This window comes from Yimella radicis (assembly GCF_054778255.1).
The window spans coordinates 387351-403255 of sequence record NZ_BAAGZR010000025.1 but is presented as its reverse complement, the minus strand read 5'-3'; the positions used below and the strand labels follow the sequence as shown (position 1 = coordinate 403255).

The following is a 15905-nucleotide window of genomic DNA, read 5'->3' as shown; positions in this document are numbered from 1 at the left end:
GTTCAGGCAGCGGGGACGCTGTGGTGCCGGCCGATCGGCACCACCAGCGGCGTCCCGGTCACCGGGTCGGGCACGACACTCGCGGTCAGACCGAAGACCCCGCGCACGCGCTCGGCGGTGATCACCTCCGTCGGGCTGCCCTGAGCGACGACCGTTCCTTCCTTGACCGCGATGAGTTCGTCGGCGTACCGGGCAGCCAGGTTGAGGTCGTGCAGCACCATCGCCACCGTCGTCCCGCGCTCGCGGTTGAGGTCGGTGACCAGGTCGAGCACGTCGACGGCGTGGGCGAGGTCGAGGAAGCTGGTGGGTTCGTCGAGCAGCAGCACGTCGGTCTGTTGGGCGAGCACCATCGCGATCCACACCCGCTGTCGTTGGCCACCGGAGAGTTCTTCGACGAGGCGGTCTGCGAGGTCGAGGGTTGCGGTGGCTTCGAGTGCCTCGGCGACGATGCGATCGTCGTCACGGGTACGGGGACGAAACGCGCTCTGGTGCGGGTGCCGGCCCAGCCCGACGAGTTCGACGACGGTCATGCCGCTCGGCGCGACAGGTTGCTGTGGGAGCAGCGCGACGCGCCGCGCGACCTGCTTGGGGTGCATCGACCTCAGGTCGGCACCGTCGAGCAGCACCGCACCCGCGTGTGGACGCAACACCCGCGACAGCCCGCGCAGCAGCGTCGACTTGCCGCAGCCGTTCGCGCCGACGATCGCGGTGATCTGGCCCGCGGGCAGCGCGAGGTCGAGAGCGTCGACGACGGTGTGCTTGTCGTAGGTGAGGGTGAGGCCACGTGCTTCGAGGGTCATGCGTCGTTACTTCCTCGCGAGGTGGGGCGGTGGATCAACAGGAACAGCAGGAAAGGCGCGCCGGCGATGCCGGTGAGCACACCGACCGGGAGGCTGCCGGGCACGACGTACTTCGTGAGGTAGTCGGCGGCAACGACGATGCAGGCTCCGATGAGTGCCGACAACGGGATCGAGGGGCGGCCGCCGTTGAGGCGGCGCGCGGTGGGCCCCGCGAGCAGGCTGACGAACGCGATGGGGCCGGTGACGGAGGCCGCGGTGGCGGTGATGAGGACCGCGACGGCCATGAGCGCGAGTCGGGTGCGGTCAGCCGCAGCGCCGAGTGCAGTGGCCGCTTCGGCGCCGAGTTCGATCAGTCGCAGCGGCCGGGCGAGTACGGCGGCCACCGGCAGGCCGATGGCCAATACAACTGCCAGCCGGGCGATTCCGCTCCACCCGGGGGAGTTGAGCGACCCGGTCAGCCACACCATCGCGTCCTGTGCCTGATGGATGTTGGAGCGCATGAGCAGCCACTGGATCAGCGACTGCAGCGCCGCGCTGATGCCGAGCCCGATGAGGATCATCCGGTGCGAGGCGGTCGCGCCGCGGCCGCCGACGAGGTGGATCAGCAGCGCGACGACGAGGCTGCCGACGAGCGCGGCGAGCGACATCGGTGTGCCCGACCAGCCCAGCAGCACCGACGAACCCAGCGCCCCTGCGCTTGCTCCCAGCGAGACGCCGAGCACATCGGGGCTGGCCAGCGGGTTGCGCAACATCGTCTGGAAGATCGACCCGGCCGCGCCGAAGGCGACCCCTGCAAGAGCTCCTGCGAGCGCGGCCGGGAGTTTGGACTCCATCACCATGAAACCGGCCACCGGGATGTCGGTGCCGGTCACGATGCGAAAGAAGTCGGGGATCGTCACGGTGTAGTCGCCGAGCAGCACGCGCGCGGCGAGCAGTCCGAGCAGCGCGAAGGCCGCGGTTACGAGCGCGACCGACAACCTGCGGCGGACGCGGGTGCGCGCGGCGGCTACCGCCTTCAGGGCAGGGGTGGCGCAGGTTGCGGCAGTCACAGGGTGACCACCTTGCGGCGCAGCAACACGATCAGCGCGGGCACCCCCACCAGTGCGGTGAGGATGCCGGCCGGAAGCTCGCCTGGGCGGGCCACGACGCGTCCGATGACGTCGGCGAGGGTCAGCATCACGGCGCCGCCCAGGGCGCACAGCGGCAGCAAGCGGGTGTGGTCGGGCCCAGCGAAGCCGCGCGCGACGTGGGGCACGACGAGCCCGACGAAGGCGATCGGTCCGGCGATCGAGGTGGCCGTGCAGGCGAGCAGCACGGCTCCGGCGGCGACGGTGATGCGCACCAGCGCGACCCGCCGGCCGAGGGCGCGGGCGAGGTCGTCGCCGAGTGAGAGCGCGTTGAGAGTGCGCGCCGAGGCGATCACGATCAGTGCGCCGACGGCGAGGAAGGGGAGGGTGAGGAGCAGGTTCGCCGACTCGCGTCCGCCGACGGAGCCCACCTGCCAGAAACGGTAGACCTCGAGCGCCCCCTGGTCGCGCATGAGCAGCGCGGCGGTGATGCTCGAGCAGCCGGCGGTGACCGCGGCGCCGGTCAGTGCCAGCGTGATCGGGCCAGCGCCACCGTAGGCCGCGGAGGCGATCGCATAGACGGCGAACGCCGCGAGAGCGCCGCCGAGCAGGGCAAGGAGCACGAACGACAGTTGGTTGCCGGCGAAGCCGGCGGTCAGGCCGATGACGACGGCCAGTGAAGCGCCTGCGTTGACGCCGAGCAGTCCCGGGTCGGCCAGCGGGTTGCGGGTGAGTCCCTGCAGCGCGGCACCCGACACGGCGACCGACGCCCCGACGACTACCGCGACGAGGGTGCGGGTGGCGCGTGCATCGACGACGGCGGCCGCGTCACCGGTGCCGGTGAAGAACGCGTGCAAAGCGTCGAGCATGCCGAGGCTGCTGCTGGAGCCGATGGCGAGGGAGAGCGCGCAGGCGACGCCCAAGGTCGCCGTCGCGATCGCGAAGCCGACGCCGGCGCGCCGGCGCGACCCGCGTCCGGTTGTGGGTCGGCCGGACGCGGGTCGGGTGGAGACGAGAGTGCTCACTGCGCCTTGGCGGCGGCCGCAGCAAGCTGCGGCAGGAACTTCTCGAGTGCGGTCGGGATGCTCAGCGGGGTGGGGCTGGACATCGGCATGGCCGCGACGTTGTCGGAGCTGGCGACGTACGAACCACGTTGCAGCGCAGGGATTTTCGACAGCAGCGCGTTGCCGGTGATCTGCTTGGTCTGCGCCGCGTTGTCGACGTAGAAGACCAGCACGTCGGCGTCGGCGGTCGAGGCGTTCTCGGCCGAGACATCGACGCTGAACAGGTTGGGCTTGCCGGCGGACAGCTTGGTGATGAAGTCGGGTGTCTTCATCCCGAACTCGTTCAGCATCCGCGGCCGGTTGTCGAGGCTGGTGTAGAAGCTCACCTTCGACAGGTCGGTCGGTGTGAACCAGGCCCACGCGACAGACTTGTCCTTGATCGCGGGGTACTTCGCGACGGCGGTCTTGATCGAGTTCTGGGTGTCGGTCTTCAGCTTCGCGGCCTCGGTGGACTTGCCCAGGGCCTTGCCGACGAGGTCGAGCGACTGCTGCCACGAGGTGCCCCAGGGCTGGTCGGGGTAGGCGACGACAGGTGCGATCTTCGACAGCTTCGCGTAGTCGTCCTTGGTGATGCCGGAGTTGGTCGCGAGGATCAGGTCGGGTTTGAGCGCGGCGACCTTGTCGAACGGGGTGCCGTCGGCGTCGCTGTAGCGGGTGGGCTGCTTTCCGCCGATCTTCGCCAACGCGGCGTCGTACCAATCGGTCGACTTGCCGGCGTTGCCACCCCAGGTGACTTCCGGCGCACCGACCGGCGCGACGCCGAGCGAGACCGCGACGTCCTGGTCGCTCCAGCCGAGGGTCACCACTCGCTGCGGCGCCTTGGTGATGGTGGCGGAACCGAGCGCGGTCTTCACAGTCACCGGGAAGGCGCCGCTGTCGGTGGTCGTTGTGGCGCCGGCCGCCAGGGTGCCCGCGGTTTGGCTGTCGGCGCCACCGGTCGGCCCGGTCGAGCAGGCTGCGAGCAAGCCCGTTGCCAGCAGCGCGAGGGGGAATGCGATCTTCTGCATGCGAGGAATTTCCTTGTCGGATAAGAGATTTCGGGCGGGTTGTGGTTCAGACGCGGGCTTGGCCGAGCTGCCAGAAGGAGGAGAACATGACCTTCCTGCGGTGCACACCGCGCTCGCTGACCAGATGGCGCCGGACGCCGGTCGCGAGGGCGCGCTCGCCGCAGATCCACGCGTAGCCGAGGGCGGGCCACTGCAGATCGGGCAGCACCTCCAGCACGGCTTCGCCGGGCGCGCGATCGCCGCGAATGACGATGTGCGCGTCGGTGTCGACCGGCAGTGGCGACAGGTGATCGGTGTCCGGCACCTCGACGATGATCGTGCGCGGTTTGTCCGGGTGCTGGTCGATGATCGCGGCCAGCGCCGGGGCCCCGGTTTCGTCGGCGACCAGCAGTTCGTGGCCGTCGTGCTGGGGCAGGTAGAGCGCGGTGCCCTGGCGGAAGCCCAGGCGGTCACCGACGCGCGCTCGCGACGCCCAGGCAGTGCCGGGACCGGCGTCGCCGTGCAACACGATGTCGACATCGGCCTCGCCGAGGTCGGGGCGCACCGCCCGCAAGGTGTACCACCGAAGTTCAGGGCGTTCGACCGGATTCATCGCATGCACTGCGCGCCGCACGTTGGCCTCGTTCGGATCGGGCATCGTCAGCCGACCGTCGGTGGGGATGAGCAACCCGAAGTACTCGTCGGGGCCGTTGCTGGCGTAGCCGCTGAACTCATTGGCCACGAACGTGAACCGACGCACATGGTCGGCGACCTCAGTGATCGAGCGGACGGTCATGGGCCACTGCCGAAGGTCGGTGCGGTCGGGCATCTGCGCCATCGTGACGGCGGTGTACGCAGACACGGCGCGCTGTTCGATGCGGCCGAGCAGTGTGGTCACGCGAGTTCCTTCCGGTTGCTGGACCCCACTCCATGACAAGAGCGGCGGCTTAGGTCAGGTGTACCTAACTAAGCATTGCCTAACCATGTCAAGCCGGTCTCGCTCCGGCCAGGAGGCGCTCGCGGTAATGCGTAAGTCGCGCGTCTACCGGGTCGATGTTCCGCGTAGGCGTAGCTCGCAGGGTGCTCGTCGCTGCGCAGGGCCGATCGGCAGGACGACGACGATCGACCAGCGGAAGCACACCCGTGCGCGTTTCGGACAGGATTCGTTATCTGGATATCCCCGAGTCGGCTGCTTGCTCACTATGACGTTCATCACAATTTCGTTGCTGAGGAGCAGTGATGCCTTATTCACGTAACAACCCCAGTGTCCTGATCGTCGGCTCCGGTCCGACCGGCATGATCCTGGCTCACGAACTACTGCGCCGAGGCGTCTCGGTGCGCCTGCTGGAGAAGCGCCTCGGGCCATCGCACACGACCCGGGCGATGACCGTCCATGCCCGTTCGATGGAGATGTTCGACCACATGGGAGTGGCGCACCGTCTTGAGGAGGTGTGCGCCGAGGCGCCCGGCAACATCTACCACTTCCCGGGGCGCGAGTTCTCCTAGCAGCCCAGGACCGACTACCGAACGCTGCCGACCCGCTACGCCTTCTACTACAAGATCAACCAGAACGACTTCGGAGTGCGCTCACCCACGGGTGCTGGAGCTGGGCGTCTCCTACATCCACTCCCAAGGCTTGTGGGACATCGCGCGACCGCACATGGAGGCCTTGGTCGCGCACACCCACGAGTCCTCCTCGATCGCGCAACTCGCGGCTCGGACATCGTCTACGTCGCACGCGTCGCGGTGCCCAAGATCGTGGCGCTGCGCGTGGGCATCGGCACGCGCTCCCCCCGCCGCATCAACCTCGCTCGGCAAGGTGCTGCTCGCCGACATGAGCCCTGAGGAGTTGGACGCGGTGCTCGCCCAGCCGAGCCGATCGGGGGTGGTCGCCCGCCGGGAGGTCGACCGGGCCCAACTGGAACGGGAACTTGTGGATACTCGCGCCAAGGGGTGGTGCATGACCGATCAAGACCTCGCAGTGGGCATCCGTTCCGTGGCCGCGCCTCTGCGCGATGCGACGGCATCCTCGATCAGTGAGGACTACGTGCGTCGGAACCAGTTTCGGTGACCGAACAGCAGTGAGGTGGGTCAGAGCCAGCCCTTGCGCCGGAAGACGAGCCACATCGTGGTGCTGACCGCGAACATCAAGAACAACGCGAACGGGTAGCCGAACCACCAGGAGAGTTCGGGCATCTTCTCGAAATTCATGCCGTAGATGCCGGCGACGACAGTTGGGGTGAACAGGATGGCCGCCCACGACGAGGCCTTCTTCACCTCGTCCGCCTGGTTGTTCGCCACCTCGGCAAGCCGCTTCATCTCCTCGTTCTGGGTCTGTGCGACGAGGGTGGCGTTGAGGGTGAGGATGTCGGCGAGCGACTGCCGGAAGCCGTCGACCCGCTCGGCGACACTGGTGGCGTGGTCGGCGACGTCGCGTAGTGAGCGCTGGAGTTCGGGGTCGGTGCCGTATTTCTCGACACCCTTGTCGAGCGCGTCGAGGATGCGTTGCAAGGGCTTCACCGCACGCTGCAACTCCATGACCTCCTGGCTGAGTTCGTAGATGCGGCGCGAGACGCTCGGATCGGACTCGAACACCTGCGTCTCGATCTCGTCTATGTCATTCTCGAGGCCTACGAGCACGGGAGCGTAACCGTCGACGATGTGGTCGAGCACGCCGTAAAGCACGGCTTCGGGGCCGAGCGCGAGCAGGTCGGGCTCGGCTTCCAGCCGTTTGCGCACCGGACCGAGCTTGGGGTCGGCGCTGTGCCGCACGGTGATGACGAAGTCGGGGCCGATGAACAGGTGGATCTCGCCGAAGTCGACGGTCTCGGTGTCGTCGTCGTAGCTGGCCGAACGGAGCACCACGAACAACGTGTCGTCGTAGCGCTCGAGCTTCGGACGCTGGTGGGCGACGATCGCGTCCTCCACCGCCAGCGGGTGCAGGTCGAAGATGCGCGCGACCTGCTGCACGTGATCGGCGCTGGGGTGGGCCAAGCCGATCCAGGCCATCGGCCGCTCGGACGGATCGGGCTTGTGCGACAACCGGTGGATGGTCTCGGAGATCGTCGCGGGGTTCTCCAACTTGCGACCGTTGCAGTAGATCGCACGCTCGACCACGGTGGCCTCTGCGGGACGGTCTTGCTCATCGCGCGCAGGCTCGAACGACGCAGCCGGACCGTGGTAGGTGAACAGGTTCCGTGCGGGTGATTTCGGGACGGTGACCGGGCGTCCGCGCCAGACGGGCATGGCCGAAACACTAGCCCCGAAAGGTCGGATCAGTCGCGTCCGTGCGGGTAAGCCATGGCGAGCACGTCGAGGGCTTCGTCGAGCTGCTGCTCGGTCAGTGTGCCGTCGGCGACGTGGCCGCGTTCGATGACGACCTCGCGGATGGTCTTGCCCTCCTTCAAGGCCTGCTTGGCGATGCTTGCGGCTTCGTCGTAACCGAGCTGGTGGTTGAGCGCAGTGACGATCGACGGGGACGACTCTGCGTACCGGCGCATGCGGTCGGCGTCCGGCTCGATCCCATCGACACAACGCTCGGCGAAGACCCGAGAAACGTTGGCCAACAACTGGATCGACTCCAGTACATTACGCGCGATCACGGGCAGCATCACGTTGAGTTCGAAGGTGCCGGCGCTGGCCCCGAACGCTACGGCTGCGTCGTTGCCGATCACCTGCGCACTGACCTGCAGCATCGCCTCGCACAGCACCGGGTTCACCTTGCCCGGCATGATCGAGCTGCCGGGCTGCAGATCGGGCAGGTGAATCTCCGCCAGACCGGCGGTCGGCCCGGAGCCCATCCACCGGATGTCGTTCGCGATCTTGGTGAACGCGACCGCGCAGGTGCGCAGCAGGCCCGACAGGTCGGCCAGCGAGTCGCGGCTGGACTGGGCAGCGAAGTGGTTACCCGCCTCGGTCAGCGGCAGATCGAGCGACTTCGCGAGATCGTCGATCACCGTCTTGGCCAGCCCGGTGGGCACGTTGATACCGGTGCCCACGGCGGAGCCGCCGAGGGGAAGTTCGCCGACGCGGGGCAGCACCTCGCTCAGGCGGGAGATGACGTACTCGACCTGCGCGGCGTATCCGCCGAACTCCTGCCCGAGGGTCACCGGGGTGGCGTCCATCAGGTGGGTACGCCCGGACTTCACCAGGTCGGCGAACGCGGTCTCCTTGGTGCGCAAAGACTTTGCGAAGACCTCAAGAGCAGGGATGAGGTCGTTCTTCACGCCGCCGGTGGCGGCGATGTGCATCGCCGCGGGGAACTGGTCGTTGGAGGAGAACGGGTCGTTCACTGCGTCGTTGGGGTGGACGTCCTTGCCGAGCGTGTCGGCAGCGAGGGTCGCGATGACCTCGTTGGCGTTCATGTTGCTGGACGTGCCCGAGCCGGTCTGGAAGACGTCGATCGGGAACTCGTCGTCCCAGGTGCCGTCCGATACTTCTGCGGCAGCGTCCGAGATCGCCTGTGCCACATCGGAGTCGAGGGCTCCACTGGCGGCGCGCGCTCTCGCGGACGCGCCCTTGATCGAGGCCAGCGCGTGGATGAGGGACGGTTCGATCGGACGCCCGGAGATGGGGAAGTTCTCGACAGCGCGTTGGGTCTGTGCGCGCCATTTCGCGTTGACGGGGACTTCGACCTCGCCCATCGAATCGCGCTCGGTCCTCGTCTTCTGCTCGGACATCGTTGCTCCTTCGGTCGAGTTCGTCGTCTTTCTCCAGTCAACAGCGGTTGGCGCTCCAGTTGTTCCTCCGGCTGCGGTGCGAACCGGGCGGGCCGTTGGACAGTCCTTGCATGGAATTGCTGACCGAGCCCATGACCGCTGCCGAGTTCGAGCGTTGGACCGCGGTCGTACGGGCGCACCTGATCGCGATCCGCACCGGCAATGCGCCAGGAGACCCGGCGGCTGTTGCCGACCGCGTCCTGCAGTCGCTGCATCAGCAAGGGAAGCAGCAGCTGTGGCGCTTCGTCGAGGGCGGCGAGCAGATCGGCAGCGCGTGGCTGGTCGAACAGGGTGACGGCGCGGCGATGTACGACCTGCAACTGCCCCCCGACCGGGTGTCGGAAGGTCTCGAACTGCTCACGAATCAAGCGAGCGCCCAGGGGTGGCGCCGGCTGGACACCAGCGCATACCGCGGTGACGCCGTCGGTGCAGCAGTGAAGCGGGCCGGGGCGGAGCTGGTCGCGACCAAGATGAGCATCCGGGTGAACGACGTGCCGGACGGCACGATCGAACTGCGTCCGATGACCGAGGATCGTTTCGAACGGTTCATCGACGACGGCATCGAGCATTACGCCCACTCCATCTTCGATGCCGGCGGTTTCGAAACGATCGAAACCGCGCGGCTGGCTTCGCTCGAGGAACACAAGCGCCTGCTGCCGCAGGGTCTGCAGTCGCCCGGTCATCGGCTCTGGTCGGCCTTCGACGCGGCCGATCCGACGCAGGAAGTCGGGCTGCTGTGGGTCCAGGAACGACCCGACCACGGCTTCATCTACGACATCGCGGTGGACCCTGCGCATCAGCGGAAGGGCTACGGCACCCACATCCTGCGCGGTGCGGCTGCCGAGATGCGGTTCATCGGACGAGAGACGTTGTGGCTCAACGTCTTCGGTCACAACGCGGATGCTCGTCGGCTTTACGAGCGCGAAGGGTACGCGGTGAACGAGGAGATCGTGCGCATCGCGGTGGGGTCGGACGGGTAGGTCTGCCCATGGCCTGATCGGGGTGCTCGTGCCAACGCACGCGCTCGCCTGTTCGCAGAAGGGGCGGGTGCCACGATGGTGACCGCGCCGTCCTGGGCCTGGCTGCTCATGCTCACCGAACCGATGAACGCGAAGTACTTCACCGGGTCGCCCTATGTGCTGCCGAAGGGGATCGACCGGCTGACCACTCCCACTCACGTGGTGGTGAAGATCGTCGGGGGCAAGGTCGTAGAGCTGCACCAGATTCTCCAGATGTGAGCCGAGCGGAACAACACGGAAACAACGCGGCGCGGCAAGCCCTGTGCTGCTCGTTCCGCCGACAGGATGGACGGATGCGCCGCGTTGTTTCCGCCCATGTCGAAGCCACTGTTTCCGCCACCGCCGACATCACCTGGTCGGTGGCGGTGTCCGAGGTCGTACCGCGAGCCGAGGAGGAGCTCACGGTCACCGTCGACGGCACGAAGATCGAGATGGAAGAGATCGTCGACGGGATGACGCGGCTGCACCGGTGCCGGCAAACCCCGGCGGGCGATCTCGTCCTCGACTATCGATGCACGGTCGACGAACAGGCTCCCGAGCCGGACGTGACGCTCCTGGACGAGGTCGTGTTCCTGCGTCCGAGCCGTTATGTCGATTCCGACACTCTCGCTCCCGTTGCCCATGCGACGTTCGGGGGTAAGCAGGGCAAGGACCTGCTGGATTCCGTGACGGTGTGGGTGAATCAGAGCCTGCAGTACGTCAGCGGTTCCAGTCGTCCGACCGACGGATCCATCCAGACCTACCTGTCCAGGCAGGGGGTCTGTCGCGATTTCGCGCACCTGGTGATCGCGATGCTGCGTGGGCTGAACGTGCCTGCCCGGCTGGTGAGCGTCTACGCGCCGGGGCTCAGCCCGATGGACTTCCACGCGGTCGCCGAAGCGTTGATCGACGGCAAGTGGCAGGTCGTCGACGCGACCTCGATGGCGCCGCGTACCTCACTGCTGCGTATCGCGACCGGCCGGGACGCGAGCGACACCGCGTTCATGACGGTTGCTGCCGGTCAGGTGGAGCTCGGTCAGATGCAGGTCACCGCGATCGCCGAGCCCGACCTGCCGACCGATGACCCCTCGATGCTGACCCAGCTGCGCTGATCGTTGTCTGAGTGTCAGACGCAGTCCGCGACGCGGATGGTCTGACACTCAGACGGTCAGGGCGACCCGGACGATCACGGCCACCGCAGCGACGGTGGCCAGCATCAGCATCAGCTGCTTGAACCGGGTCGGGTCGATGCGGTGACGCAGCGGCTGCGCGAGCACCGAACCGAGCACCATGAACGGCATCCAGGCGACGCCTGCGATCAGCGCCTCACGCGGCACCTGGCCGCCGACGCCCAGTCCGGCCAGCGAGGCCAGTGCACCGATGAGGAAGAACGGGGCGAGCGTGGAGCGCACCTGCTGCGGCTTCTGCTCCTGCAGCACCAGGCCGTAGAAGGGTCCGCCGATCGATGCGGCTGTGGCCGAGACGCCGGTGACCAGGCCGGCGAGCCCCGACAGGGCGGGCGTCGGTTGCACATGGATCCGGGTGAACGAGCCCGCAACCGCAGCCAGCACCATCGCGGCGACCACGAGCGAGATCACCGAGGTCGACGCGACCGACACCAACCAGACGCCGAGCGGCATCGTGGCCAGGCGTCCGAGCAGTGCCCAGCTGCAGGACCGCCACAGCACATGAGCTCGTCCGCGCACCGCCTCCAGGAGCGGTAGCGGCAGGACGGTGATCAACAACGACGCCGGCATCAGGTCGGGAGCTGCCATGACGACGAAGGGTGCCGCGACGACCGCGAGACCGAACCCGGCGACCCGTTGCACGAACGCGCCGAGGCCGATCACGAGTCCGAGAGCGACGAACAGCGTCCATGAGATGCCCATGGGTGCTCCCTTCGCTCAGGCCGACGGACGATGGTCTCAGCGGCCGCCGGGAAACGACGAATCGGTCAGCGTCGACCGAGGTTGCAAAGGCGCAGGACGAGGTCGATCGTCCGCCAACTGAGTTTGCCGTCGCCGAAGCGTGCCGCCGCGCGCAGCGGCAACTCGGCGAAGTTGCGTTCGACCATGGGACGGTCGGCATCGCTGAGCTCGGTGCCGGCGATCGTCGCGCGCCAGCAGATCGCCCGGAAGGCGCGTCCGGCCGGGGTCGTGGCGATCTCGGCGAAGGTGGAGTCGCGGTCGAACGGACGTGTCGGACGCGGTGCCGGGATGGAGCGACCGAGCCGCGCGGCGAAATCGACGTCGCTCGCAGCGAGGGCGGGCCCGGACGGTGGATCGGCACTGTCGGTGGCGTCACCGTCGACCTGCAGCGAGAGCGTGAGGCCGGGATCTGCACTCGATCGCGCTGCGACGAGTTCGAATCGTCCGGTGGGACAGCGCCATTCGTCCGTACGGACGTCCCAGAACTCGAAGCTTCGGGCAGGCACCTCGACGTCCACCCGTCGTGAACCGCCGACTTCGAGATGCACCTTGGCGAAGCCGGCCAGCTCGCGTTCCGGACGCAGGACGACGCCGGTGAGGTCACGACGGTAGATCTGCACGACCTCGCTTCCCGCACGCGTACCGGTGTTGGTCACCGTGATGCTCACAGTCAGGGCCTGGCCACGGCGGATCGACGGTGAGGACAACTGGGGATCGGACCAGTCGAAGGTCGTGTAGCCGAGTCCGTGGCCGAACGGGAACGCCGGTGCCGGACCGCCGGACACGTGGTGCCGGTACCCGACGAAGAGCCCTTCGCGGTACTCGACCTGGCGTGGGCGTCCGGGAAACCACGGCGTGCTCGCGACGTCCTCGAGACGTTCGGGGAAGGTCTCTGCCAGGCGCCCGCCGGGTTCGGCATCACCGAGCAGCACGTCGACGACGGCGGCGCCGGATGCCTGCCCGCCGAGGTGACCCTCGACGATCGCCGCCACCTCGTCGCGCCACGGCATCGTGACGGGTGCGCCGTTCGACAGAACCACGACGGTGCGCGGATTGGCCTGTGCAACAGCCGAAACCAGTTCGTCGTGCGCCGCAGGGAGCGACAATGTGTCGCGATCGAAGCCCTCCGATTCGTAGGCCGGGGGCAACCCGACCATCACGACGGCGACATCGGCAGACGCTGCGATTCGCGCTGCTTCGTCGAGCTGAGCGGCGCTGCTCGTGGACGTCGCCGGGTCGTAGCCCTCGGCATAGGTGACCTCGACGCCGGCGTCGGCGAACGCGTCCCGCACCGTCGTCACTCGGGTGGGATTGACCAGTGAACTGCCTGCGCCCTGGAACCGCGGAACCTCGGCCAGCCCACCGATCAGCGCGATCGATGCCCGGCGATCGAGGGGAAGGGTGTCGTCATTGCGGAGCAGGACCGCGCCGGCCGCCGCGGCCCGCCGACACAGTTCGTCGTGATCGGGTTCGACCGAGCCGACCTCGTTGCCCTGCACTCGTGCGAGCAGGTCGAGGACGCGCTGTGCGGACGTCTCGACCTGTCGATCGGTGAGCTGTCCGGAGGCCAGAGCATCCTGAATGTCGTTGTCCGACAAGGAATGTCCGCCGGGCATCTCCAGATCCATACCGGCGGTGATGCCGACGTCACGCTCGTACACCGCACCCCAGTCGCTCATCACCACTCCGTCGAAGCCCCACTCGTCGCGCAGGATCTGGGTGAGTAGTCGGTGATTCTGGGAGGCAAGTTCACCGTCGACCGAGTTGTACGACGCCATCACCGTCCATGGCTTGCCCCGTTTGACGGCGTACTCGAAGCCGGACAGGTAGATCTCACGCAGCGTGCGCTCGTCGACGACCACGTCGACCACGAAGCGGTAGTACTCCTGATTGTTGACCGCGTAGTGCTTCAGGCAGGCGCCCACACCGACGCTCTGCAGACCATCGACAACCGCCGCAGCGAAACGTCCGCTGATGAACGGATCCTCGGAGAAGTACTCGAAGTTCCTGCCGCCCAACGGGTTTCGCTTGATGTTCAGCCCTGGGCCGAGCACGACGTCCACACCGAGTTGGCTCGCCTCGGCACCCAACGCGACAGCCACCTCCCGTGCAAGGTCGAGGTCCCAACTGGAGGCCAACGTGACGGCAGAGGGAAAACAGGTGGCCGGGTGGCTGTCGCCGACTCCGAGATGATCGGCCGACTCGCGCTGCAGCCGGATGCCGAGGGGACCGTCCGACAGGGTCGCGGGAGGCAGATCATGAACGGGCAGCGGACGCGTGTGCCAGAAGTCGACACCGCTGAGCAGACCGATCTGCTCGTCACTGGTCAGGTCGGTGGCTCTCGGCATGTGGGACACAACGACCACTTTCGCAAAGTCGGAAGCGGCTTGCTGTGATTCACGCCACATCATCGCGGCCGGAAATGGCAAGCTCTGTCCATGAAGAGCACCATGCAGTCGCCGCCCCTGTTGATCTCGTCCCTGCTGGAGTACGGAACCACGGTGCACGCCGAGAGCAGATGCATCACCTGGACGCCGGAAGGGGGACGGGAGGTCACGTACAGCGAGATCGGACGACAGTGTCGACAGCTCGCGAATGCGTTGCGGGGCATGGGTATCGACGGTGACAACCGCGTCGCGACCTTCATGTGGAACAACGCCGAGCACCTCGTCGCCTACCTGGCCGTCCCGTCGATGGGGGCGGTGCTGCACCCCCTCAACATCCGACTGTTCCCCGAGCAACTGATCTACACGGCCAACCACGGCGGCAGCGAGGTCGTCGTCGTCGACAACACCCTCGCCGAGCCGTTCAGCAAGCTGCTGGAGCACCTGCCCAAGATCCGGCACGTCATCGTCAACGGACCGGTCGACGACGCCGTCCGTGAGGCCCTGGGGGCGCCTGCTCACGTCGAGGCAGTGCACGACTGGAACGAGTTGCTGGCCGGTCGGTCGGACGAGTTCGAGTGGCCCAAGGACGTCGACGAGAACGACGCCTCGTCCATGTGTTACACCTCCGGCACCACCGGAAACCCCAAGGGCGTCGCCTATTCGCACCGCTCGAACTACATCCACGCGATGAGTTGCTGCCTGACGCTCGCGCTCACGCCGTCCGACACCGCGCTCGTCGTCGTGCCGCTGTTCCATGCCAATGCGTGGGGCTACCCGTACACCGCGATGCTCGCGGGCGACAACCTGCTCATGCCCGACCGCTTCCTGCAACCCGAACCGCTAGCTCAGATGATCGAGAAGTGGCAGGTGACCGTCGGTGCGGGCGTGCCGACCATCTGGAACGGACTGCTGCAGCACCTGGACGCCAAGGGTGGTGACATGTCGAGTTGCCGCATGCTGATGTCCGGCGGCGCGGCCTGCCCGCCGGCTTTGATGAAGGCCTTCGAGCGCTACGACGTGGAGATCATCCAGGGCTGGGGCATGACGGAGACCTCGCCGGTGGCGAGCCTGGCGTTCCCTCCCGGTCGTCTCGAGGAAGGCGGCGACGAGTACTGGAAGTACCGCGCCTCGCAGGGCCGGATCATGGGCGGGGTCGAGGCCCGCATCATGGGGCCGGACGGTTCGGTGCAGCCGTGGGACGGGGAATCGGTCGGCGAGGTCGAGGTCCGCGGTCCGTGGATCACCGGCTCGTACTACAGCAACGGCAGCGAAGCCGAAGGCGAATTGGCCGATATGGCAAGCAAGTTCGACGACGGCTGGCTGCGCACGGGTGACGTGGGTTCGATGACCTACGACGGTTACATCCTGCTGAGCGACCGCGCCAAGGACGTCATCAAGTCCGGCGGCGAGTGGATCAGCTCGGTCGACCTGGAGAACCATCTGATGGCGCACCCGGCCGTGCTCGAGGCGTCCGTCATCGGTGTGCCGGACGACAAGTGGGGCGAACGTCCGTTGGCCGCTGTCGTCATCAAGGACGGCGAATCGGTGGAGATGGAGCAGTTGCGCGACTTTCTGTCCGGACGCGTCGCGCGGTGGCAGGTGCCCGAGCGCTGGGCGATCATCGACGAGGTGCCCAAGACGAGCGTCGGCAAGTACGACAAGAAGGCACTACGGTCGCGCTTCGCCGAGGGCGGTCTCGACGTCGCGGAGACTGGGGCACCCGCCCAGTAGGTCAGAACGAGGAAGCCCCGACCGGCGCATCCGCCGGTCGGGGCTTGGAATCCTCTGTCTCAACACAGATTCTTGGTATTACCTGTGCACCCGTAGGGATTCGAACCCCAAACCTTCTGATCCGTAGTCAGATGCTCTATCCGTTGAGCTACGGGTGCTTGCTGCCATCACTGGCAACGACGTCACACTCTACCTGCTCACCTCGATCGATGAGAAATCGAGGGCA

The 15905-nt window shown here is 67.2% G+C and carries 15 protein-coding genes and 1 tRNA gene; 6 read left to right on the top strand and 10 right to left on the bottom strand.

The features are described 5' to 3' along the window. Positions 1–2: 2 nt before the first annotated feature. The 5 genes from ACYU8W_RS14985 to ACYU8W_RS14965 are packed head-to-tail and all read right to left on the bottom strand — an operon-like array spanning position 3 to position 4815. Positions 3–800 (bottom strand): ABC transporter ATP-binding protein, encoded by a 798-nt coding sequence (locus ACYU8W_RS14985; protein WP_499470290.1) that lies wholly within the window; start codon positions 798–800, stop codon positions 3–5. Then, positions 797–1849, bottom strand: coding sequence for a FecCD family ABC transporter permease (locus tag ACYU8W_RS14980; RefSeq protein WP_499470288.1), 1053 nt, complete (start codon positions 1847–1849; stop codon positions 797–799). Before ACYU8W_RS14980 ends, ACYU8W_RS14985 begins: the two co-directional genes overlap by 4 nt. Then, a complete protein-coding gene (locus ACYU8W_RS14975) occupies positions 1846–2892 on the bottom strand; it encodes a FecCD family ABC transporter permease (RefSeq protein ID WP_499470286.1) in 1047 nt (348 codons plus the stop codon). Before ACYU8W_RS14975 ends, ACYU8W_RS14980 begins: the two co-directional genes overlap by 4 nt. Beyond that, positions 2889–3938, bottom strand: a complete 1050-nt coding sequence (locus tag ACYU8W_RS14970) for an iron-siderophore ABC transporter substrate-binding protein (RefSeq protein WP_499470284.1) — start codon at positions 3936–3938, stop codon at positions 2889–2891. The genes ACYU8W_RS14975 and ACYU8W_RS14970 overlap by 4 nt, the downstream gene beginning before the upstream one ends. Before the next feature lie 46 nt (positions 3939–3984). Next, on the bottom strand, positions 3985–4815 hold the full coding sequence (locus ACYU8W_RS14965; protein WP_499470282.1) for a siderophore-interacting protein: 831 nt from the start codon (positions 4813–4815) through the stop codon (positions 3985–3987). Positions 4816–5156: 341 nt separating this feature from the next. On the opposite strand from ACYU8W_RS14965, the gene ACYU8W_RS14960 reads away from it, so the two are divergent. Together ACYU8W_RS14960 and ACYU8W_RS14955 are read left to right on the top strand one after the other, a co-directional pair. Continuing rightward, positions 5157–5423, top strand: coding sequence for an FAD-dependent oxidoreductase (locus ACYU8W_RS14960; RefSeq protein WP_499470280.1), 267 nt, complete (start codon positions 5157–5159; stop codon positions 5421–5423). After that, positions 5311–5988, top strand: coding sequence for an IclR family transcriptional regulator domain-containing protein (locus tag ACYU8W_RS14955; protein WP_499470278.1), 678 nt, complete (start codon positions 5311–5313; stop codon positions 5986–5988). Before ACYU8W_RS14960 ends, ACYU8W_RS14955 begins: the two co-directional genes overlap by 113 nt. A gap of 20 nt (positions 5989–6008) precedes the next feature. Here the strand turns inward: ACYU8W_RS14955 and corA are convergent, their stop codons facing one another. Further along, complete coding sequence (gene corA, locus ACYU8W_RS14950) at positions 6009–7163, bottom strand: magnesium/cobalt transporter CorA (protein WP_499470276.1); 1155 nt, start codon at positions 7161–7163, stop codon at positions 6009–6011. Between the two features lie 29 nt (positions 7164–7192). Then, a complete protein-coding gene (locus ACYU8W_RS14945) occupies positions 7193–8596 on the bottom strand; it encodes a class II fumarate hydratase (protein ID WP_499470274.1) in 1404 nt (467 codons plus the stop codon). Between the two features lie 110 nt (positions 8597–8706). Between ACYU8W_RS14945 and ACYU8W_RS14940 the strand changes: the two genes are divergently transcribed. From ACYU8W_RS14940 to ACYU8W_RS14930, 3 genes are all read left to right on the top strand, one after another. Beyond that, complete coding sequence (locus tag ACYU8W_RS14940) at positions 8707–9615, top strand: GNAT family N-acetyltransferase (protein ID WP_499470272.1); 909 nt, start codon at positions 8707–8709, stop codon at positions 9613–9615. Between the two features lie 75 nt (positions 9616–9690). After that, entirely contained in the window at positions 9691–9873 is a 183-nt protein-coding gene (locus tag ACYU8W_RS14935) for a hypothetical protein (protein WP_499470270.1), read from the top strand. A gap of 74 nt (positions 9874–9947) precedes the next feature. Then, entirely contained in the window at positions 9948–10745 is a 798-nt protein-coding gene (locus ACYU8W_RS14930) for a transglutaminase-like domain-containing protein (protein WP_499470268.1), read from the top strand. A gap of 48 nt (positions 10746–10793) precedes the next feature. Here ACYU8W_RS14930 and ACYU8W_RS14925 read toward each other — a convergent pair whose 3' ends face one another. Together ACYU8W_RS14925 and ACYU8W_RS14920 are read right to left on the bottom strand one after the other, a co-directional pair. Beyond that, positions 10794–11522 carry a TSUP family transporter gene (locus ACYU8W_RS14925; RefSeq protein WP_499470266.1) on the bottom strand — a complete coding sequence of 243 codons (729 nt, stop codon included), beginning with the start codon at positions 11520–11522 and terminating at the stop codon, positions 10794–10796. A gap of 65 nt (positions 11523–11587) precedes the next feature. After that, positions 11588–13909, bottom strand: coding sequence for a glycoside hydrolase family 3 C-terminal domain-containing protein (locus ACYU8W_RS14920; RefSeq protein WP_499470264.1), 2322 nt, complete (start codon positions 13907–13909; stop codon positions 11588–11590). A 90-nt stretch (positions 13910–13999) separates the two neighbouring features. Between ACYU8W_RS14920 and ACYU8W_RS14915 the strand changes: the two genes are divergently transcribed. Beyond that, positions 14000–15679, top strand: a complete 1680-nt coding sequence (locus ACYU8W_RS14915; protein ID WP_499470262.1) for a long-chain fatty acid--CoA ligase — start codon at positions 14000–14002, stop codon at positions 15677–15679. An 85-nt stretch (positions 15680–15764) separates the two neighbouring features. On the opposite strand, the gene ACYU8W_RS14910 is transcribed toward ACYU8W_RS14915, so the two are convergent. Beyond that, a tRNA-Arg gene (locus ACYU8W_RS14910) sits at positions 15765–15837 on the bottom strand. Positions 15838–15905: the final 68 nt, after the last annotated feature.